The following is a 21604-nucleotide window of genomic DNA, read 5'->3' as shown; positions in this document are numbered from 1 at the left end:
CCGGGCACCGACAGTATGGTGGACGACGGCGGGCGTGTCCTGGGAGCGGGGGCAGTCGCGGGTTAGGCTGACCGGAACAGGCGCGGATTGGGGGATCCAGTGAAACGCAGGATCTGGTTGGTCTTCGCCGTGGTCCTGGCGCTGGGGGTCACGGCGCACTTCATGGTCCGCTCCGCCGAGGACAAGGTCACCGCCGACATGCTTTCCCGCGCCGGGCGATTCGCCATCCCGGCCGACTGGAAACCGGCCGACGAGATTGTCCGCCCCGAGCGGTTCATGTGCATCAGCACCAACCCGTGCCCGAGTCTGTCGCGCCGCTGGGAGACCGGAAAAGAGCTCACCGATAACGACGTCGCGGCAGTAGTCTCGGGGGTTGGTGTCGCGATGACTGCCGACGGACCGTGCAAGCGAGAGTCCAACGTCATCGGGAACAGCACCATCTGCATCTTCACGGGAAAGGACGGCGAATTCACCTACTGGCTCCCTGTCGCCAGCCCCGGCCCGGGGGAACCTCAGAAAGTCGGCCTGAACATCAGGGCCCGCATGGCCCCGGACTAGCTACTCCGGTTCCCCGGTCTAGCCTTCGTCCTGAGGTCGCCCGGTAGCAATACGTTCGGCGACGCACCGGTGAACCTTGGTGCCCACGATCCAAGACATCGGATCGCACACTCGACGATGGTTGCCGACCGACTGGTGCCAGTACCTGGAGTCCCGGTCCGGAGTATGGCATCGGGCTTCCAAGGTGCCAGCCAGAGCTGAAGGAGGTAGTCATCGACCGCGCCATCGGCGAACTCCCCCCGCATGGCCTTCATCCCGGCCTTTGGCACTGACGCGGAGCCGGTGAAGTTCGAAGCGGCGTGGACAGTGTCCGCCAGGACCTGCGGGCACTTCTGGGCGCAGGAGGCATCCTTCCAACGGTTGCCGTCCGGATCGAGTAGGTAGACCAGCAGGCCCCCTGCGTTAGGGCCGGACGTTGGCGTAACTGGGCTGGACACGGCCGCATACCCGAGGGCCTTCATCTCGGCGAAGACTTCCCACCACCGCTACGAAACCTGGCTCGACAGGCAATCCCCTACAACTCAAGCTACGCCCCGCGGGTAGACCCCAAGCTTCGGCCCAGCGGCCACCCACCACGGGGGCGACCGTCTGTTCGGTCGCGCCCAGGCCTATGCATACCCGACCGGGGGGCGGCAGAGGCTTCCGGGTCAAGGGCGGCCGCAGGCCGTCGCGCAGCGATCGCAGACCCTTGAGGCCGGAGTGGCCGGCCCCGGTAACCTTCGCGGCACGGGGGCGCTCAGGACCATTGACACCAATAGGAGCATCATTGTCCACACCCCCGTTTGCCCTAGAAGGGGTCCACCCGCCAGGGACTGCCCCGGTATGCCCAGACGGCTTAATTAGCTGGTGCCACAACGTCCTCCAACACTGACCTGTCGAAGAAACGGATCTCGCCCGTTGCCTCGAAGAACACCGGAACTACTGATGTGCTCAGGTCTTTGGACGTTTCGTAGATTTCAGCCGAACTCCCGTGCTTCCTGGCAATTGTTCCAACCAGCTCGGTACCACGAATCCGAACAGTTCGATATTTGTAGCTCATCGTGACTCCTTCGTCGGCTAGGGCATACCCTACCCCTTGGGAGTCCCGATTCGGGAGGTTGGCCGGCGCCGACACCATTGGCGGCGGCGGCTTCGGACACTTCTCCATAAACGCAGCGGAAGCATGGAACTGCACTCGAGTCCTACCAAACACTGGGAATCCGCGAAGACGTGATCCGAGCAACCGGAACCCGAATGGCTGGTATGAGGCTGAAACACCCAAACCTGACGTCACGAAACCGCCGGGGATAGTCAGACTGAGGTTCGCTTATCCTCCACTACTGAGAAGTCGGAGCAGCTTTAAGTTCGGAAATGCGACTCATGATTTGCTCAAACTCAGCGCCACTTCAACGTTCATCGACCCGGTCGCTCGTCAGTACTTCTCGGTCCTGGCGTCGCTCCCCTGCGCAACCAAATCGTACGCTCGGTCGGAACTTCGAAAACTTGCCGCGGCGTTCCCACGTTACCCCGGACCAGTGTACAACCCGATCCGAGACGAAGACTGTGGACAATGTCCACACCCAATTTCGGCCCCCTGCCATACGTCTACGACGAAGGCACCTAAAGGAGATCATGGCCGCTAAGACGACAGTGACCTGGTCAGGGATGCGACTCTGGGGCACGAGCGGAGCAGTACTTCTAAGTTCCGCAGCACCTACTCCTCCAGTGCGCATCGAATTCCATTACCGGCGGCTCCTCCGAACAAGACGTTCATCCGTTTCGTCTTCGCCAGAAAGCAGACCCAAACACGGCATCTCTCAACCTCACACGAGTTAGGTATGCTGGGCCGAAAGGCAGGGGATGGATCGGCATGGCCAAACGTAAAGCAACAGCACTGGATGTGGCACGACGGGCGGGGGTGTCCCGCAGTGCAGTGTCACTGGTACTAAACGGCAGGGCAGACGGCAACGTCACCGCCGAACGCCAGGAGAGGGTGCTCCGCGCTGCGGCGGAGCTAAATTACACGCCCAACTCCGTTGCCGTCAGCCTGCGTAACCAGCAGACATCGACGATCGGCATCATCACGGATGACATCGTTACCAGCCCTTTCGCCGGTCGTTTGATCAGCGGCGCCTCACGCACGGCCTTGGCCCGCGGATACATGGTCCTGGTGGTCGACACAGAACATGACACGGCCCGTGATGGCGCTGCGGCGCAGCAACTCGTGCACCGACAGGTCGACGGGATCATGTACGCCACCGGCAGCCTGCGCGAAATTACGGCCCCGCCGGCGATGCTCACCGTGCCCGCCGTTCTGGCCAATTGCACTGATACCGGCTCGCAGCTCCATTCGGTGATACCGGCAGAGATCGACGGCGGACGCGCGGCGGCGCAGTTGCTGCTTGACCTGGGCCACCGCCGCATCACCTTGTTGACCGGAACTCTCAGCTCCCCCGCCGCCCCGCAGCGTGAACAGGGTTACCGTGAGGCTATGGCCGAAGCGGGGCTGGGCCTCGAACAACAGCATGTCCACGCGACCGGATGGGACATCGACGAGGGCTACCGGGCCGCTTCCTCCGTCCTGGGCGGCAGAGACCGGCCGACGGCGATCATTTGCTCCAACGACCGGGTTGCCACCGGCGTTTTGCTCTACGCGGCGACCGCAGGACTGCGCGTACCGCAGGATCTGTCCGTAGTGGGCTACGACGACCAGCAGAACCTCGCTGCCAACCTTGTTCCCGCCCTTACCACGGTGGCACTTCCGCACGCCGAAATCGGAGCAGCGGCCATGTCCCTGCTGTTGGATGCGGTCGAAGGAAAAGCCCCGGCAGCTGAGCAAGTTGAAGCAGGCACTCTTTACATGCCCTGCCGGATCATACCGCGGGCGTCCACTGCAGCGGTCCCGGCCGGCTAACCTGGCGGACCGTTTCCGCAGCGCCTGGCTGCGGAAAAGTTATGCCAGGGATGACTCGCCCAGCCTCCGCGGGAGCCCACTGTCCGCGCTTCGTCAAGCAGCTCACGCTCGTAATTCAAGTTCATCTAAGCTCCAGCAAAAGTCTCACTTGACACGTGTTAGGTGCTCTATTTACCCTACTTAACACGTGTTAGGAGGAGCCGACAATGACGTCTGAAAAGACACCGGGGAACACACCCCCCTCGTATGCGCCGCGGTCCGGCAGCGGACTTTCGCAGCTCACGCGTCGTTCCGTGCTGGGCCTTACTGGCCTCGCTGTTGCGGGAGCCACGGTGGGCGCCTGGCCCCGACTGACCGGGAGTGACATTCCGGGCCGCGGGAGCAAGGCACTGAACATCGCCATCCTTGGAACGGCAGCAGATGCCGCGGCCCGGCAGGGCCTGGTTAACGCCTTTACCGCCGCCCACCCAGATATTCCGGTCCGCTTGCAGGCGATCCAAGGCGCGGACTGGAAGGATTTCTTTTCCAAGATCCTCACCATGGCAGCCGCCGGAACACCGCCGGACGTCGTCTACGTAGCCACCGAGGGCGCCCAGCTGTTCGCCGACAAGCTCGCCGAGCCGCTGGATGATTATGTCCGCCGGGACGCTGGGGACATGAGCGACTACTTCGATGATGTTCATCCGAGCCTGCTGGAAGCCTTCATGTACCAGGGAAGCCTGTACCAGCTTCCGCTGGACTGGAACGCGGCGAACATGTATTTGAATACCACCACCTTCGCCCAGGCCGGCCTTGACCGGCCAAAGGACGACTGGACACAGGATGACTTCAGCGCCACGCTCCGCGCCCTGCGGAAAGCGCGCCCGGCCGACTTCACCCCGTACTACTGGACCAACCGGCTTTTTGGCGGAGTCGTGCCATGGCTGTACGCCAACGACACCAGCTTCCTAACCGAGAGCAAGGCCCCCGGCGGGGAGTGGCTCTGGGACCGCTTTTATCCCAAGGACCCTGCCCGGGCGACCCGCGGCGGCGGGTATCAATGGCTGGCTCCCAACGCCGAGGACGGCCGGGTTATCGAGACCTTCGACTACCTGCGCGAACTCGTGTCCGAAGGACTGGGCGTGCGGCCTGAATCGGGGGGCGGCAACGCCCTCGTTGGCTTGTTCGGGAACAACCGCATCGGCACCACGCCAGCGGGTGGCTACTGGGCGCAAGGTCTGCACGATGCAGGCATGACGGCCGATCAGTTCGATGTGCAGTTCTTCCCCCGCTGGCGGACGCAGCGGCACCAGTTCGGCGCTGCCGGCTATGCGATCATGCGTACGGCGAAGGATAAGGACGCAGCCTGGGAATGGGTGAAGTTCTGCTCCAGCCGCGAAGCGATGCAGCTGGCCATTCCCAAGCCGAACACCACTCCAACCCGCCGTTCGATGGTAAATGAGTCCTTTTACGCCGCCACCGGGCCCCGGCATTGGAAGGTCTTTTACGACACCCTCGACAGGTTCCCCACGTCCGGCCCGATACCCGCGCCGCCGCAGCAGGCCGCCGTCGAAACTGCCCTGATGAAAAACGTTTCCACCGCTGTCAGCGGCAGCTCCGCCGGCGTACGGACAGCGATGGGCACCCTGCAGCGCGATCTCGAACTGGCCCTCAGGAGGAACGCATGACCACCACTTCTACTACCCCACGCCACACCGTAAAACCACCGGCCACGCGCCGCTCGTTCGTCGAGCGACGGTTGGCGATGATTTTCCTTGCCCCGACGCTGCTGGGGATGGCCCTGTTCACCTTCCTGCCGATCATCGGCTCGCTGGTCCTGGCCTTCTTCCGCTGGGACATCATTTCGGCACCCCAATTCGTCGGTTTCGCCAACTTCGCTTCCCTGGCACAGGACCCCACCGTCCGCGTGTCCTTCCTTAACACCATCGTGTTCGTGGTCGTCGCAGTAATCCTTCAACTCGGCATTGCACTCAGCCTGGCTTCCATGCTCCAGGGCAGGATGCCGTCCTGGCTCAGGGTATTCCTCCGTTCCACCTTCTTCTTTCCCCTGGTGCTGTCTGCCGCGTCGGTGTCCATCTTCATGCGGTATATGTTCAACGAACAGTTTGGCGTGGTGAACTGGCTCCTGTCACTCATCGGCATTCCCGCAGTACCCTGGCTGACCAGTCCCGTGGCCTCCGCCGCCGTCGTCGTCCTGGTGTACGTCTGGCAGAACTTCGGGTTCTCCTTCCTCCTCTTCCTCGGCGCCCTGAGCAACATCCCGAAAGAACTGCACGAAGCAGCAAACCTGGACGGCGCCACGGGCTGGAAACAGTTCAGCAACGTCACCCTTCCGCTGATCAGCCCCACCGTGCTCGTCGCCTCCGTCATGGCGATCATCAGCGCACTGCAGGTCTTCGACCAGCCCTACGTACTGACCAACGGCGGTCCAGGGGATTCCACCCGCACCGCAGTCATGGTGATCTTTGAATCCGCCTTCCAGCAACTGGAATTCGGCGAAGCCTCGGCCATCGGCCTCGTACTGACCGTGCTGATCCTTGCCGTCACCGCCCTGCAATTCCGCCTCAGCCGCCGCTTCGTCTTCTACCAGTGAGGTCCCTTATGTCCAGCCAGACCCTGAACACCGGGACCAACGAGCATCCGGGTTCCACCGCCGGCACACCGGCCACCCCACAGCCCTACCGCAACCGCCGCCTGCCGGCTCCAGGAACCGTCGGCAGATACGCCGCGCTGGCGGTGGCTGCGGCGCTGACCCTCGGCCCTGTCCTGTGGACCCTGTCCACCTCGTTGCGAACACCCTCGGAATCCTTCAATTTGCCCCCGTCCTTCCTGCCCATCAACCCTGACTTCACCGCCTACCGGGAGGTGTTCAAGCAGATCAATGTCGGCCTCCTGGTCCTGAACAGCGCCCTGGTGACCGGGCTGATCGCGCTTGGCCAGATGGCCTCCGCCACTCTGGCCGGCTACGCCTTCGCCCGCCTGGACTTCCGGGGCAAGAACGCCATCTTCTCGCTGGTGCTGGCCACGATGATGGTTCCAGTGCAGGTCACCATCGTCCCCGTCTTTATGCTCATCCGTGGGATGGGTCTGTCCGATACCTTGCTGGCACTGATCCTGCCGGCCATTCCCACCGCCTTCGGCACGTTCCTGATGCGTCAGTATTTCCTTGGCCTGCCAAATGATTTTGCGGAAGCGGCCGCCCTGGATGGTGCCGGACCGTGGCGGATCTTCCGTTCCGTCTACGTGCCGCTGGCCGTTCCGGGCATGGCCATCGTCGGGATCCTTGCCTTCAACTTCCACTGGAACGAGTTCTTCCGGCCACTGATCCTCACTATCAGCGAACAGAATTTCACCCTCCCCCTCGGCCTGGTCACACTCCAAGGCAACCTCGGCACCGGGAGCATATCGGTGGTCCTCGCTGGAGTGATCCTGTCCATGCTGCCCGCACTGGTCGTCTTTATCTTCGGCCAACGCACCCTGCGCGAAGGCCTCACAGCCGGCGCGAGCAAATAGCACGCACTTCCAAAAGGAACCTCATGGATACACTCACCTCGGCCAGTACGGCAGCCACAACAGACAGCTACCGCCCGGCCCTGCACTACACGGCGAAGGACACCTGGCTCAATGACCCCAACGGCCTGATCTTTCACAACGGCGTTTACCACCTCTACTACCAGAACAACCCGCTGGGAAACGTCTGGGGCAACATGTCCTGGGGACACGCAACCTCTACCGACCTGCTGACCTGGACCGAGCACCCCGTCGCCATCGCCTGCGACGAATACGAAGACATCTTTTCCGGAAGCATCGTCCATGACCGTCACAACACCAGCGGATTCGGCAACGGATCCCCTGCGCCCCTGGTGGCGATCTATACCAGCGCCTTCAAACCGGGCTCCTTGCACGAGGGCGTCCAGGCCCAGTCCCTGGCCTACAGCCTGGACGGGGGCTACAGCTGGACAAAACACGGAGGCAACCCTGTTCTTAACCGCGGCTCCGCCGAGTTCCGTGACCCCAAGGTCATCTGGTACGACGGCGGCGCGGACAGTTACTGGGTGATGGTCGCCGTCGAAGCCACAGACTTCCAGGTGGTCCTCTACAAGTCCCGAGACCTGAAGAACTGGGAACTGCTGAGCACCTTCGGGCCGGCTAATGCCACCGGCGGGGTCTGGGAATGCCCGGACCTGTTTCCCCTGCCCGTGGACGGCGACCCGGACAACCTCAAATGGGTCCTCACCGTCAACCTCAATCCCGGCGGGCCCAACAACGGCTCAGCCGGCCAGTACTTCATCGGTGACTTCGACGGAACCACCTTCACCTCCGCCAGCACCGTGACCGAAGGCCCGCAGGACCCGGCCCGACTGGGCGATTACCGTTGGCTGGACTGGGGCCGGGACTACTACGCCGCCGTTTCCTTCAGCGACGTCCCGGACAACCGCCGCCTGATGATCGCCTGGATGAACAACTGGGAATACGCCAACCACATCCCCACCACGCCCTGGCGCAGCCCCATGAGCCTCGCCCGGGAAATTTCACTCCAGGCCCGCGACGGAGAACTGTGCCTGGCCCAGCAGCCCGCGGGCGACTGGACTGCCCTGGCCGGCACGGAGTCGTTCCACCTTTCCGGAACCACCATCCACGACGGCGCCCAGGTCCTGGCGGACGCGGCCGGCACCGTCCAGCGGATTGACGTCAGCTTCACGCCCGGAGGCGCAGAGGAATTCGGCCTCATCCTGCGTGGGGACGGCACGAAGGGAACCCGTGTGGGCATCCGGCCAGAGCAAGCCACACTCCTCGTGGACCGGCGCGAATCAGGACAGACAGGATTCCACGAATCCTTCCCCTCCATCGACACCGCCCCCATCCAGGAAACGCACGGGTCCTACACCCTCACCATCTACGTGGACCGCTGCTCCGTTGAAGTCTTCGCCCAGGACGGCCAGGTCACCATGACCGAACTGATCTTCCCGGCCGAGACCAGCACCGACCTCGCAATCTACGCCGTCGGCGGCGCGGCAACCATCAACAGCCTTCAGGTCACGCAGCTCGCGTAAGGCAGCACCCAATTCAAGGAACAAGACATGCACAACAACGGCAAGCCCCACCCTCCCGGGCAGGTGCCGGACGTCGTCGTCATCGGCGAAGCCCTGATCGACGTCGTCACCACCCCCGACGGCACCACAGAACACCCCGGCGGATCACCGGCCAATGTCGCCTACGGCCTGGCCCGCCTGGGGGTGAGCACCGGACTGCTCACCTCAATCGGCGCGGACCGCCGCGGTGACGCACTTGAGGAGCGCCTCACGGGCGCCGGGGTGACGCTCTTGCCAGGCTCCCGGTCACTGGAGAGAACGTCGACGGCGACCGCCACACTTGCCCGCGACGGCTCGGCGAGCTACGCCTTCGACATCGACTGGGATGTGGCGCCGCTGGATCCTGCCCTTACTCCGCCCAGAATCGTCCACACCGGTTCGATCGCAAGCTTCCTGCCACCGGGCGCCAACTGCGTCAAAGCCATCCTCCAGGAACTCCGCGGCGAGTGCATCATCACCTACGATCCCAACATCAGGCCGGCCCTGCTCGGAACCCAAGCCGAAGCACGGCACACTTTCGAGGAACTGGTGCAGCTCACCAGCGTCGTCAAACTAAGCGACGAGGACGCCGCATGGCTTTACCCGAGGAAGGCCCTGGAGGAAACCGCCACACACCTCCTGGGTCTCGGAGCAGAGCTGGCTGTCATCACCCGGGGCTCATCAGGCTCGTTGCTTGCCACATCCACCACCGCCCTCAGCATTCCTGCAGTGAAGACCCCCGTGGTCGACACCATCGGCGCCGGCGACTCCTATATGTCGGCCCTGATCCTGGGACTCCTCACCCGCGGAACCGGCGGCCTGGCCCCTTCCGTCCTCGACCAGCTGGGATGCACGGCGGCCGCCGCGGCCGCGATCACCGTATCCCGGGCCGGCGCCCGGCCCCCCACCGAAGACGAACTCCGCACACAGCTCCAGCATCAGCATCAGTCCCAGCTGCATTCGCACGCCTAGCACGAGCCCTCGGTGCGGCTGCTCTGAGCGTCGGCAGCGGTCACCTCGCACGCGAAAATGTAACCCTTGACACAGATCTAGTAACGCGCGTAACCTCTATCTATGCGCAAGTAACGCGCGTTACCCACCTGGCAGCACCACCGATTATCACCGGAGCATTCAATGGCGAAAACCACCACCTCGAACCATGCCGGGGCCGCGCGGCAGCGGGGTGTCACCATGAATGATGTTGCCAAGCACGCGGGGGTTTCCCGGACTGCGGTTTCGTTCGTGCTGAGCAACCGCGAAAATGCCAGCATCTCCGAAGAGACCCGCACCCGGATCAACGAAGCTGTCCAGGCCTTGGGCTACCGCCCGAACGCCGGAGCACGTGCACTGGCATCCCAGCGCAGTGACTGGTACGGGATTGTCACCGAGATCGTCACGGCACCGTTCGCCGTCGACATCATCAAAGGTGCACAAGACCAAGCCTGGCTCGACCGCAAGTTCCTGCTCATCGCGCCCTCCGACCAGGCCGATGCCGTAGGACCCAACCAGGGCCTGGAGGACGCAGCAACCGAAAAGCTGCTGGAGCAGCGCGTGGAAGGACTTCTGTACGCAGCCACATTCCACCGTGGCGTGCACGTGCCCGAAACCGCCAAGGAAGTACCCACCGTACTGATCAACTGCTTCGACGCCGACGGGAAGCTGCCCTCGATCGTCCCGGACGAACGCGCCGGCGGCCGCACCGCCGTCGAACGCTTGCTCCGGGCCGGCCACCGCCGGATCGGAGTCATCAACCTGGACCCGGCCATTCCCGCAGCAATCGGGCGTTTGGAGGGTGCACGCGAAGCACTCGCCGATGCCGGACTCGAGCTGGACCCCGAGCTCGTGGTGCCCGGATATGCAACGGCCGACGGCGGGTATGAGGCCGCGTGCTGCATCCTGGACCGCTACCCGCAGGAGGACAGGCCAACCGCGCTGTTCTGCCTCAACGACCGCATGGCGATGGGCGCTTACGACGCCATCAAGGAACGGGGCCTGACCATCCCCGGAGACATCGCCGTGATCGGCTTCGACAACCAGGAACTGATTGCGGCCTACCTCAGGCCCAAGCTGACCACGGTTGCGTTGCCGTTTGAAAAAATGGGCGCCCTGGGAGTCCAGACGCTCGCAGCTCTGACAGCAGGACAGCCGATTATTGCCGACCAGCAATTGGTCGGCTGTCCGCTGCTAGAACGCTCTTCGGTCTGACCGCGAAATCACTTTCGAAGAGCAACCCCTCCCCCACCCCTTCACCTTGCTGATGAAGATAGGAAAGAGATAACCATCATGACACAACCCCGATTCCTGAGGGCTGCCCGCACCACGGCGGCCGGGCTGGCGGTGGGCGCACTGCTGCTGACCGGCTGTGCGGCCAACGGCAACAAGGCCGCCGGCACCGACGCCGCAGCAAACGCCAGCGCCTTCCTCACCATTCCGCGTGAAGACATGGGCACGTTCGTGCAGAACTTCAACCCGTTCGCCCCCACCGTCAACCCGATGGTCCAGCAGTCCATCTACGAGTCGCTGCTGATCTTCAACCCGGCCAAGGGTGACACCGTGCCGTGGCTGGCCACTGAATGGAAGGCCGCCGACGACGGCAAGTCCATCACCTTCACCCTGCGCGACGGCGTTAAGTGGTCCGACGGCCAGCCCTTCGTGGCCGAGGACGTCGCCTACACCTTCGAGCTCCAGAAGAAGATCAAGGGTGGCTTCGAGTACCTGGACTCCGTGAGCGCCGAAGGCACCAACAAGGTGACCTTCACCTTCAACAAGCCGTGGTCGCCGGCCCTGTACGACGTCGGGCACCTCACCATCCTGCCCAAGCACATCTGGTCCGCCCTCGCCGATCCGGAGAAGGACGCCAACGCCAAACCCGTCGGCACAGGCCCCTACACCGAGGTTGACAGTTTCCAGGCCCAGTCGTTCGTGCTGAAAAAGAACCCCAACTACTGGCAGCCGGACAAGCAGAAGATCGCCGGTATCAAGATGCTCGCTTTTGCGGGAAACGACGGCGCCAACCTCGCCGCCGCGAACGGCGATGTGGACTGGGCCCCGCAATACATTCCGAACATCGAAAAGACGTTCGTTTCCAAGGACAAGGAACACCGCCACTACTGGTTCCCGGCCACCGGCGCCATGATCAACTGGCAGCTCAACACCACCAAGGCACCCTTCAACGATGTCGACGTCCGCAAGGCCCTGAGCATGGCCGTTGACCGGGAGCAGGTCACCACGATCGGCATGAGCGGCTACGCCGAGCCTGCGGACTGCACCGGGCTTTCCGGCAACTACGAGACCTGGAAGAACAACGAGGTCAAGGAGAATTGCACCTGGACCAAGCTGGACGTCCAGAAGGCCAATGAGCTGCTGGACAAGGCGGGCTACCCGAAGGGTGCCGACGGCAAGCGCACGCTCAAGGACGGCAAGCCGTTCGAGTTCAAGATCTCCGTGGGCGCATCCTCTTCCGACTGGCTGTCCGTGGCCAACGTGATCGCACAGAACCTGGCAGAAGTCGGCGTCACGGCAAAGGTGGAGTCCCCGGACTGGGCTGCCGTGGTTGCCGGCTACGAGACGGGCGATTTTGACTCCGGCATCGTCTGGAGCGCCAACGACCCCAGCCCGTACAAGTATTTCAACGCCGCAATGGGCACGTCGACCGTCAAGCCTGTGGGCACCAAGACGTTCGACAACTACCACCGCTTCGGCGACGCCGAGGCTGACGCCCTGCTGGCAGAGTTCGCTGCAGAGTCCGACGAGTCCAAGCAGAAGGACATCGCCAACAAGCTGCAGGAAGAATACGACGACGCCGCACCGCTGGTGCCGCTGTTCTCCGGTCCGGAGTGGGGCGCCTTCAATGACACCCGCTTCACCGGCTGGCCCACCGAGGACAACCCTTACGCAACCCTTTCGGTCCGCTCACCTTCTACGGTGCTTGTGCTGACCACGCTGGAACCGCGCAGGTAACTCCCCACCGCCTCCCTAGCCTCGCTCCGCTTCGGCCAGGGAACCCGGGCGGCGTGGGCCCATCACGCACCACTGCTGGCCGCCGGATCATCCGGCGGCCAGCCCCCAAACTTTTCCGTAATTCCCGAATGGAGGGAAACCGTGCGCTTCATCCTGCGCCGCCTGGGTTTCTACCTGATCGCCTTCTGGGCATCCATCACCCTGAATTTCCTGCTCCCCCGATTCATGCCCGGGGACCCCGTCTCCCGCATGTTCGCCCGCTCCCAGGACAGAATGCAGCCCGAACAGATTGAGGCCCTGCGCAAGCTGCTGGGTGTTGACGACCGGCCCCTCTGGGAGCAGTACATCGGCTACATGACCAACATCTTCACCGGGCAGATGGGCGTCTCCATCTCCCGGTTCCCCACCCCGGTCACCGAGGTCATCTCGTCCCAGATCGGCTGGACCCTCCTGCTCGGCGGAACCGCACTGGTGATTGCCGCCGTCGTGGGTAACCTGCTGGGCGTCCTCGCCGCCTGGCGGCGCGGCGGCGCGATCGACTCCGCGCTTCCACCTCTGCTCGTATTCATCGGCTCGTTCCCGTACTTCTGGCTCGCAATGGGCGCCCTGTACCTTTTCGGCGTAGTACTGAACTGGTTCCCCATCCGCCACGCCTTCACCGCCGGCCTGGAGCCCGGGTTCACGTGGGAGTTCATCGGCGACGTGGGCGCCCACCTGGTGCTTCCGGCACTCACCATCGTGCTGGTCTCCATCGGCGGCTGGATGCTGGGCATGCGGAACACCATGATCGCCACCAACTCCGAGGACTACATCACCATGGCCGAAGCCAAGGGGCTCCGCCCAAGCCGCATCATGCTCCGCTACGCAGCCCGCAACGCCATGCTCCCGTCGGTCACAAGCTTCGGCATGGGACTGGGGTTCGTGGTGGGCGGTGCGTTGCTCACCGAAGTGGTCTTCGCCTACCCCGGCGTCGGATACCAGCTCCTCAACGCCGTCCAGGGCCTCGACTACCCGCTCATGCAAGGCCTGTTCCTGACCATCACCGCCGCCGTGCTGCTGGCCAACTTCCTGGTGGACATCCTCTACGTCCGCCTCGACCCGCGCGTGCGCAGCAACTAGAGGGAGCGATCATGACAACCGCAATCCTGAAGCAACCCGGCACAACGGCCGCCAAAACCCCGGCGGCCCGCAAGCCCAACCGCAGCTTCGTCCACGGCATCCTCACCAACAAGAAGGCCCTGGCAGGCATGGCCGTGATGGTCGTGTTCATCGTGCTTGCGTTGCTGGCCCCCGTGCTGTTCCCCGGCGACCCGTCCCGGATCACCGCGATGGCGTCGCTGGAACCGTCTCCCGAGCACTGGCTGGGAACTACAGCCAAGGGACAGGACGTGCTCGCCCTGACCGTCCACGGCTCCCGGAGTTCCCTCTTCGTGGGGCTCACCGTGGGCTTCGCATCCACGTTCATCGGCATTCTGGTGGGCCTTGCCTCGGCGTACTTTGGCAAGTTCATTGACGAAGCCCTGTCTCTGGTGACCAACGTCTTCCTGCTCCTGCCCGGGCTTCCGCTCCTTGTCATTCTTGCCGCGTTCCTGCCGCCGGGTTTGGGAACCGTGATCCTGGTCCTCGTTGTGACGGGCTGGGCTGGGTCGGCACGTGTACTGCGCTCCCAGGCCCTGTCCATCCGCTCGAAGGACTTTGTGGCCGCGGCCGTGGTTTCCGGCGAACGGGCCGGCCGGATCATGTTCCGCGAAATCCTGCCCAACATGGCCTCGATCGTGATGGGCACCCTGCTTGCCTGCGTCATCTACGGCATCGGTGCCCAAGCAGGCCTGGAGTTCCTGGGCCTGGGCGACGCCAGCACGGTCTCGTGGGGCAACAACCTCTTCTGGGCAGGCAACGAAGGCGCCCTGTTGACCGGCAGCTGGTGGGTGTTCGTTCCCTCGGGCGTCTGCATCGCACTGGTCGCCTTCGCCCTGGCCCTCATCAACTACGCCGTGGACGAGGTCACCAACCCGCGCCTGCGGAAGATCAAAACCCCGAAAGATACCGAAAGGAGCGCCTCCAAATGACCATCTCCCAAGTGTCCTTCGGCTCCCACGAACCCGTCCTGGACGTCAAGGATCTCACCGTCAAGTACATCGGCGACACCCGCTCCACCACCGCCGTGGACCGCGTTTCCTTCAGCATCGGCACCGGTGAGGTGTTCGGGCTCGCAGGGGAATCAGGCTGCGGAAAATCGACCATTGCCAACTCGATCATGCGGCTGCTCAAGGATCCCGCGAAGATCGCAGGCGGCAGCATTTCCTTCGGCGGCAAGGACGTCCTGGCCATGAGCCCGGAGGAGCTGCGGCGCTTCCGCTGGCAGGACGTGGCCATGGTGTTCCAGTCAGCCATGAACTCACTCAACCCCGTGCTGACCATCGGCGAACAGATCGTGGACATCTTCACCACCCACGCCGGCTACTCCCGCAAGGAGTCCCTCCGGAGGGCCGGCGAACTGCTGGAACTGGTGAGGATAGACCCCGCACGCCTCAAGTCCTACCCGCACCAGCTCTCCGGCGGCATGCGTCAGCGTGCAGTGATAGCGATGGCCGTGGCGCTCAAGCCATCCCTCCTGATCCTGGACGAACCCACCACCGCGCTGGACGTGGTGGTGCAGCAGGAGATCATGGCCCAGATCAAAGACCTCCAGCGCGAGCTCGGCTTCTCTGTCCTCTTTATCACCCACGACATGTCACTCATGGTGGAACTCTCGCACCGCATGGCCGTGATGTACGGCGGCAGGATCGTGGAGACTGCAAAAGCGCAGGACGTCTACACCAACCCCTGCCACCCCTACACCCAGGCGCTGATGGGCGCATTCCCGCCGCTCACCGGCCCGCGGGTACTGCTGACGGGACTGCCCGACGGCATGAAGTTCCGTAACATCCCCGACCTCACCGAGGCGGCACCCGGCCATTTCGTGGCTCCGCTTGGTGCCGACGCTCCAGTGATTGATTCCGCAGACCTGGCAGGAGCCGCACGATGAGCCACTCCCTGACATCCCCGGTGGCTGCGGCCTCCACACGCACCCCCGCCCTTGAAATCCGTGGCCTCGGCAAATCGTTCCCCATTGGACGGCTGTTCTCCCGCGACTCAGTCCGCGCCCTGCACGGCGTGGATCTGACAATCAACCGCGGCGAAATCGTCGCGCTTGTGGGAGAGTCCGGTTCCGGCAAAAGCACCCTGGCCCGCTGCGTTGCCCGGCTCGAGAAGCCAAGCAGCGGCGCGATCCTGATCGACGGCGTCGACATCCTCAAGCGCGACCGGTTCCAGGCGTCGCGTGCGTTCCGGTCCCAACTGCAGATGGTCTTCCAGGACCCCTTCGGTTCACTGAACCCGGCCCACCGGATCGAGCACTTCCTGCGGAGGTCGCTGGCGATCCACGGCAAAGGCGGCGGTTCCGCGGAGGAGACCGTGCGGCGGCTCGAAGAACTCATGACCACCGTGGGACTGCAGGCCGACATGCTGAACTCCTACCCGCACGAGCTCTCCGGCGGCCAGCGCCAGCGCGTTGCGATTGCCCGGGCCCTCGCTGTGGAACCCAAAGTCATCCTCGCCGACGAGCCCACCTCCATGCTTGACGTTTCCGTCCGGATCGGTGTGCTGAACCTGATGCGGAAGCTCCGCGACGAGCAGGGAATCTCCATGCTCTACATCACCCACGACCTCGCATCCGCCCGATACCTGGCGGACCGGACGGCCGTCATGTTCGCCGGTGAACTCGTTGAGGAAGGCGAGTCCCTGGACCTGCTGTCCAACCCCGCACACCCTTACACCCAACTCCTCGTTTCGGCTGTCCCGGACCCGGCCCGGGCAGGCTCCTACGATCCCGTCCGCCGGGCCGAACTACGGCAGGCGGTGATGGCTTCGACCACGTGCGCTTTTGACGGCGACCCGAACCAGGCCTGTTCAGCCGAAGAACCCGTGCGCCACCAGGTTGGAGACCCCGAAAACCGCCACTGGGTGCGCTGCCACCTCTACCGGCCGTGGGCCGGCGCCGCCGGCCATGCCCTGGCGGGCGAACCAACCCAGCCCAGCCGTCCGGCGTCGAACGCTCACGAAGGGGCTTCCGCATGACTGAACTGACCCACCCGCTCGCAACGGTTCCACAGGATGAACTGGTGGCCCGGGCCGAAGCCGACCCCCTCCGGCCCCGCTTCCATTTCGTCTCACCGGCCGGCTGGCTCAACGATCCCAACGGCGTCAGCCAATGGGACGGCACGTACCACCTCTTCTACCAGTACAACCCGGAGGGCGCGTTCCACCACCGCATCCAGTGGGGCCACGCCACCAGCACGGACCTGGTCACGTGGAAGGACCAGCCCGTTGCCCTGGAACCGTCCCCAGGACCGGACGCCGAGGGCTGCTGGTCCGGGGTCCTGGTGAACGACGGCGGCAAGCCCACCCTGGTGTATTCGGGGCGGTCCGAGGGCAAGGAGCTGCCCTGCGTCGCCGTCGGATCCCCGGACCTCCTGAACTGGACCAAGGACACCGGAAATCCCGTGATCGCAGCGCCGCCGGCTGGAGTAGACATCACGGCGTACCGCGATCACTGCGTCTGGCGGGAAGGAACAAAGTGGCGGCAGCTGGTGGGTTCGGGCATCAGCCAGCGCGGCGGTACAGCGTTCCTGTACGAGTCAGCGGACCTGCGGCGATGGGACTACATCGGGCCGCTGTTCATCGGCGACGCCTCGCAGGGCGATCCTGCGGACGCTGACTGGACGGGGACCATGTGGGAATGCGTGGACCTTTTCCGGGCGGGACAGGGTTCGCTGGGGTCCGCACCCTCCGCCGGCTCGCCGGACGTGCTGGTTTTCTCGGCATGGAACGACGGCGACACCCGCCACCCGCTGTACTGGACCGGCCGGTACGCCGGGGACAGCTTCGAACCCGCGGCGCTGCATCGGCTCGATTACGGCGGCCGTTTCTTCTACGCACCGCAGTCGTTCCAGGATGAGTCCGGCCGGCGTGTCATGTTCGGCTGGCTGCAGGAAGGCCGAAGTGATCTCGCGATGGTGGAGGCCGGCTGGTCCGGGGTGATGAGCCTGCCGCGTACCGTCACGGCGGCCGAGGACGGGACCCTCCGCTTCGCACCCGTACCGGAAATCAAGAAGCTGCGCCGGGACCACGCCGGTCTGCGCGGGCAGGTGCTGACCGGTGACCTGGTGCCCCTGGAAACCGGTGTCTCGGGCAGGCAACTCGACCTCGAACTGGACCTTCAGCTGGCACCTGGCGCAGTGGTGCGGCTCGGTGTACTGGGCTCCACTGTCCCTGGCAGTCCCGGAGGCCCCAGCGAGGAGACGGTCATCGAGCTGCGCAGGGCGGCTGACGACACCGTCAATGGCACGCTCCGCCTGGACCGCACCCACAGCAGCCTTGATCCAGCCGTTGATGCGGAAGACAAGTCAGGACCCGTCCCCATGCCCGAAGGACGGGTGCACCTTCGTGTCCTCCTGGACCGGTCCGCCGTCGAAATTTTTGCCAACGGAATGCCGCTCACCGCCCGCGTCTACCCCACGCTGGGCGGGGACCATGTCAGCCTTGCCGCCGAGGGCACGACACAGGTAGTCTCCCTCGACGCATGGACCATGGCCGACATTTTTGACGGTGCTCGGAGCCTCCTTCCCTGAACCGGGGCCATACACCACCACCAACTTTTACAGCAGCATCGAAGCTGCCCAGCAAGAAGAAGGAACCCATGCAAGATTCACCCGCGGTCTCCCGTCGGTCACTCCTCACCGGAAGCGGGGCGGCTGCACTCAGCGGATCACTCGCACTGTCTGCGGCGTTCGCCGGACCCGCCGCAGCCGCACCGGCCAGGACACAAGATCCAGCATCAAACGGCTCAATTTCGAAAGGATCACGCCGGATGCGTCCCGCCTTTCACTTCAGCGTCCCGGACAACTGGAAGAACGACCCCCAGCGCCCCGTCTACATAGACGGGGAATACCACTACTACTACCTGTACAATGCCGACTATCTGCGCGGCGGCGGAGGCACGTCGTGGCGCCGCGCGACCACTACGGATCACGTCGCGTTCACTGACCACGGCGTCGCGATCCCGAAGTTCAGCGATGGCAACGGCGACTGCTGGTCAGGGTCTCTGGTGGTGGACGAGCGGAATACCGCCGGATACGGCGAGGGTGCGGTGATTGCCCTCGTGACGCAGGCGCCCGAAGGCCGCCAGGCCCAGTACCTCTGGTACTCGACGGACCGGGGGCGCTCGTTCCGGGCCGCCGGTCCGGCCCCGGTGCTGCCCAACCCCGGAGTGCACGACTTCCGCGATCCCAAAGTCATCTGGGACGATGACCGCGGACGCTGGTTCATGGCGAACGCCGAGGGGCAGAAGCTCGGCTTCTACACATCCGCCGACCTGCGCTCCTGGCGGCGCGTTGGCGAGTTTGTACGCACCGATCTTGGGCTTCTGGAATGCCCTGACATCTTCCGCATGACCGCTGACGACGGCACCTCCCGCTGGATCCTCGGTACGAGTGCCAACGGCAAAGCCCGTGGCCTGCCCGCCACCTACGCGTACTGGACTGGCGCCTTCGACGGAACATCGTTCAAGCCTGATCAGCCCGAGCCCGAATGGCTCGACCACGGCTACGACTTTTACGGGGCAGTCACCTATCCACATCACGACGCCTCGGGTGCGGAAGATGAGACGCTCCGCCGGGCAATCGGGTGGGCGAACTTCTGGGACTACCCCCACAACACACCGACCCTTGAGACGGACGCGTACAACGGCGATGACATGATTGTGCGCGACATCCGCCTCAAACAGGCGGACGGTGGGTACTACCTGGTCTCCGCGCCCACGTCAGCACTGGAAAACCACGTGAAGCGCACCCACCTCCTGGGCGACATAGTTGTAAAGGGCACCCGTGACCTCGACGTCCGTGCGACCGCTTACGACCTCACCTGCGAGCTCGTCTGGGACCCCGCTTCCCCACCTGCCAACGTTGGCCTTGAAGTATGCCGGGCAGAGGGCGGCGGCAGGCACGTTGCCGCCGGTGCATTCCTGCGGGGCCCCTTCGCCTACCTCAACAGGCGTCCAACGATCAACCCAACAGGAGGCGAAACCCAGACCCCGATCGACCCCTCGGCAGGACGGCTCACAATCCGCATCCTCGTGGACAGCACAAGCGTGGAGATGTTCCTCGGAGAAGGACGGCTGGTGCACTCGCACCGGGTGTTCCCCCTTAAAGGCGACAACGCAATCCGCCTCTACGCCCACGAAGGAGCCGCCACTTTCCGGGACCTGACCATTCACGAAATCAAGGCAACGCATTAGTCCAGGTCCTGACTGTCCGGCAGGTCTTTCCGTAGACCGCGCTCATGGTCCGCAGAAAGACCTGCCAGGACACGCTCACAATCACCTTCGATTCGAGATAGCCATTACATACCTCAAAGCTGTTCGGGGCGCCTGGCCAAGCTGGTCACAATGCCACGTGGCCAAGCGGAACACCCATACAACGCGTCTCGGCGGAAATTGGGCCTGCTCATAGCCATAGCCCCCCCCGGGATACCCGGGGAACAGGCGAGCAATCTGCCTATCGGGGCACCAGATGCCTGGAAATCTCGGCGGCAGCGTTCGGCAGGTCGATAGCGCCCGCGGCGACTCCGACGACGAGGTCGAAGCCTTCATCCGTGGTGAAGTCATGCCGGTGACCGTTGATCCACAGCAGCAGCACCATGAGCGTCCAAGCCGTCCGTTTGTTGCCGTCAACGAGTGGACGGAACCGGGCGACCGACTCCAACAAGGCTGCCGCCTTCACCACGAGCTCCGGATAGGCTTCCGCGCCCAGGACAGTCGTAGCCGGCCTGACCAATGCTGAGGCCAACAACCCGACATCACGGATATGGAAGCCGTACCGATCAACTACCTGAAGGGCATCCTCAATGTCCAGGTACGCCGTCACGCGTCTTCAAGGCGCTTCAGCAGATCAGCGTCATGACCCATAACAAAATCAAGACCTGCGCTGATTTCACGCCGGCGCGCGTGGCGCTGCAGAACCAACTCTGCCCCCTGCAACAGAAGCGCGGACTTGGACGTATGTTCCTCAGCAGCCAACTTCTCCAGCCGCCGATCGAGGTCTTCAGGGACACGGAGATTCATAGCCATCCCCTATGGTACCAAACCGGTACCCACGTCGCTGCTGGACGCCATGTCGGGTAGACAGACCTTGGACCTCAGTGGCCGATACGGATCGGACCTCGCCTGGAGGCATCGTGCCTCAGAAAACCCTCTCGGGCATCTATTTAAGACAAGACACGGCGAGACAACTTTCCAAGACATCAAGACACCTGTCCAGACGCCACTCCAACTGGGCTATTTAGAGCGGAGGCAGGGTGTTGAATAGCTTTTGTTTTCCGAGACGAAACCAAAAACGGTGACAAGGATGGACAGCCACACCTGGACGTTGGTGAACGCACTGAGCTCCAGCCGGAGATTAGCCGGTTGGTTGGCGGGCTGGGTTCTGATGAACGCGAGCATCCCGATCAGGGCGATGATCCCGATGCCGGTAATGGCCCAGAACGTGGACCGCCAGCCGAAGTTCTGCCCGAGGAAGGTACCGAACGGGACGCCGAGGACGTTCGCGGTAGTGAGCCCGGCAAACATAATGGAGACCGCGGCGGCCTTCCGGTGCGGTTCCACGAGGTTCGCTGCAAGCACGGCCCCGACCCCGAAGAACGCCCCGTGGCACAGCGCGGCCACGATCCGGCCGATGAGCATCACGGTGTAGTCGGGGGAGAGTGCCGAGATGAGGTTCCCCGTGATGAACAAGACCATGAGCAAGGCGAGGGTATTTTTCGGATTCCGTCCGGCCGCGACCGCTGTGACGAAGATTCCGCCGAAGGCGACGCTGAGCGCGTAGACGGACACGAGGTAGCCCGCGACCGGGATGCTGACATTGAAGTCAGAGGCGACTTCGGGAAGGAGCCCGAGGATGACGAATTCGGTGAGCCCGATCCCGAATCCGCCGGCTGCGAGGGCTATCAAGCCTAGGGGCATTGTGTCGCTTCTTTCTGCCGGGTAGTGGTGCCCGGCCGGCCAGGCGAAAGCCTCAACCAGCCG

At 63.9% G+C, this 21604-nt stretch carries 18 protein-coding genes and 1 pseudogene; 15 read left to right on the top strand and 4 right to left on the bottom strand.

What is annotated here, in order from left to right:
• Positions 1-99 precede the first annotated feature (99 nt).
• Positions 100-558 (top strand): hypothetical protein, encoded by a 459-nt coding sequence (locus tag SMD14_RS09205; protein ID WP_321216088.1) that lies wholly within the window; start codon positions 100-102, stop codon positions 556-558.
• 835 nt (positions 559-1393) lie between these two features.
• Here the strand turns inward: SMD14_RS09205 and SMD14_RS09200 are convergent.
• Entirely contained in the window at positions 1394-1597 is a 204-nt protein-coding gene (locus SMD14_RS09200; protein ID WP_157238219.1) for a hypothetical protein, read from the bottom strand.
• Between the two features lie 810 nt (positions 1598-2407).
• On the opposite strand from SMD14_RS09200, the gene SMD14_RS09195 reads away from it, so the two are divergent.
• From SMD14_RS09195 to SMD14_RS09130, 14 genes are all read left to right on the top strand, one after another.
• A complete protein-coding gene (locus SMD14_RS09195) occupies positions 2408-3451 on the top strand; it encodes a LacI family DNA-binding transcriptional regulator (protein WP_157238220.1) in 1044 nt (347 codons plus the stop codon).
• Positions 3452-3657: 206 nt separating this feature from the next.
• A complete protein-coding gene (locus tag SMD14_RS09190; protein ID WP_321216087.1) occupies positions 3658-5118 on the top strand; it encodes an extracellular solute-binding protein in 1461 nt (486 codons plus the stop codon).
• Positions 5115-6044, top strand: coding sequence for a sugar ABC transporter permease (locus tag SMD14_RS09185; RefSeq protein WP_321216086.1), 930 nt, complete (start codon positions 5115-5117; stop codon positions 6042-6044). The genes SMD14_RS09190 and SMD14_RS09185 overlap by 4 nt, the downstream gene beginning before the upstream one ends.
• An 8-nt stretch (positions 6045-6052) precedes the next feature.
• Positions 6053-6964 carry a carbohydrate ABC transporter permease gene (locus tag SMD14_RS09180; protein WP_321216085.1) on the top strand — a complete coding sequence of 304 codons (912 nt, stop codon included), beginning with the start codon at positions 6053-6055 and terminating at the stop codon, positions 6962-6964.
• Between the two features lie 23 nt (positions 6965-6987).
• Complete coding sequence (locus tag SMD14_RS09175) at positions 6988-8505, top strand: glycoside hydrolase family 32 protein (protein ID WP_321216084.1); 1518 nt, start codon at positions 6988-6990, stop codon at positions 8503-8505.
• Between the two features lie 27 nt (positions 8506-8532).
• Entirely contained in the window at positions 8533-9495 is a 963-nt protein-coding gene (locus SMD14_RS09170) for a carbohydrate kinase (RefSeq protein ID WP_321216083.1), read from the top strand.
• Between the two features lie 162 nt (positions 9496-9657).
• Complete coding sequence (locus tag SMD14_RS09165) at positions 9658-10728, top strand: LacI family DNA-binding transcriptional regulator (protein ID WP_321216082.1); 1071 nt, start codon at positions 9658-9660, stop codon at positions 10726-10728.
• A gap of 78 nt (positions 10729-10806) precedes the next feature.
• Positions 10807-12483 carry an ABC transporter substrate-binding protein gene (locus SMD14_RS09160; RefSeq protein WP_321216081.1) on the top strand — a complete coding sequence of 559 codons (1677 nt, stop codon included), beginning with the start codon at positions 10807-10809 and terminating at the stop codon, positions 12481-12483.
• 141 nt (positions 12484-12624) lie between these two features.
• Positions 12625-13602: an ABC transporter permease gene (locus tag SMD14_RS09155; protein ID WP_321216080.1), complete on the top strand. Its 978-nt coding sequence runs from the start codon at positions 12625-12627 to the stop codon at positions 13600-13602.
• A gap of 11 nt (positions 13603-13613) precedes the next feature.
• Positions 13614-14552 (top strand): ABC transporter permease, encoded by a 939-nt coding sequence (locus SMD14_RS09150; RefSeq protein WP_321216079.1) that lies wholly within the window; start codon positions 13614-13616, stop codon positions 14550-14552.
• Positions 14549-15511, top strand: coding sequence for an ABC transporter ATP-binding protein (locus SMD14_RS09145; RefSeq protein WP_321216078.1), 963 nt, complete (start codon positions 14549-14551; stop codon positions 15509-15511). Before SMD14_RS09150 ends, SMD14_RS09145 begins: the two co-directional genes overlap by 4 nt.
• Complete coding sequence (locus SMD14_RS09140; protein WP_321216077.1) at positions 15508-16602, top strand: ABC transporter ATP-binding protein; 1095 nt, start codon at positions 15508-15510, stop codon at positions 16600-16602. The genes SMD14_RS09145 and SMD14_RS09140 overlap by 4 nt, the downstream gene beginning before the upstream one ends.
• A complete protein-coding gene (locus SMD14_RS09135; RefSeq protein WP_321216076.1) occupies positions 16599-18155 on the top strand; it encodes a glycoside hydrolase family 32 protein in 1557 nt (518 codons plus the stop codon). The genes SMD14_RS09140 and SMD14_RS09135 overlap by 4 nt, the downstream gene beginning before the upstream one ends.
• A gap of 239 nt (positions 18156-18394) precedes the next feature.
• Positions 18395-19819, top strand: coding sequence for a glycoside hydrolase family 32 protein (locus SMD14_RS09130; protein WP_321216075.1), 1425 nt, complete (start codon positions 18395-18397; stop codon positions 19817-19819).
• A 259-nt stretch (positions 19820-20078) separates the two neighbouring features.
• On the opposite strand, the gene SMD14_RS09125 is transcribed toward SMD14_RS09130, so the two are convergent.
• The 3 genes and pseudogenes from SMD14_RS09125 to SMD14_RS09115 all read right to left on the bottom strand — a co-directional run.
• On the bottom strand, positions 20079-20447 hold the full coding sequence (locus SMD14_RS09125) for a Fic family protein (protein WP_321216074.1): 369 nt from the start codon (positions 20445-20447) through the stop codon (positions 20079-20081).
• Positions 20444-20644 (bottom strand): ribbon-helix-helix protein, CopG family, encoded by a 201-nt coding sequence (locus SMD14_RS09120; RefSeq protein ID WP_321216073.1) that lies wholly within the window; start codon positions 20642-20644, stop codon positions 20444-20446. Before SMD14_RS09120 ends, SMD14_RS09125 begins: the two co-directional genes overlap by 4 nt.
• A 261-nt stretch (positions 20645-20905) precedes the next feature.
• Positions 20906-21541: pseudogene (locus SMD14_RS09115) on the bottom strand (MFS transporter); the annotation flags it as partial.
• Between the last annotated feature and the right edge of the window lie 63 nt (positions 21542-21604).

Source organism: Pseudarthrobacter oxydans (assembly GCF_034258515.1).
GTDB lineage: Bacteria > Actinomycetota > Actinomycetes > Actinomycetales > Micrococcaceae > Arthrobacter.
This window is presented reverse-complemented; position numbering and strand designations above follow the sequence as displayed.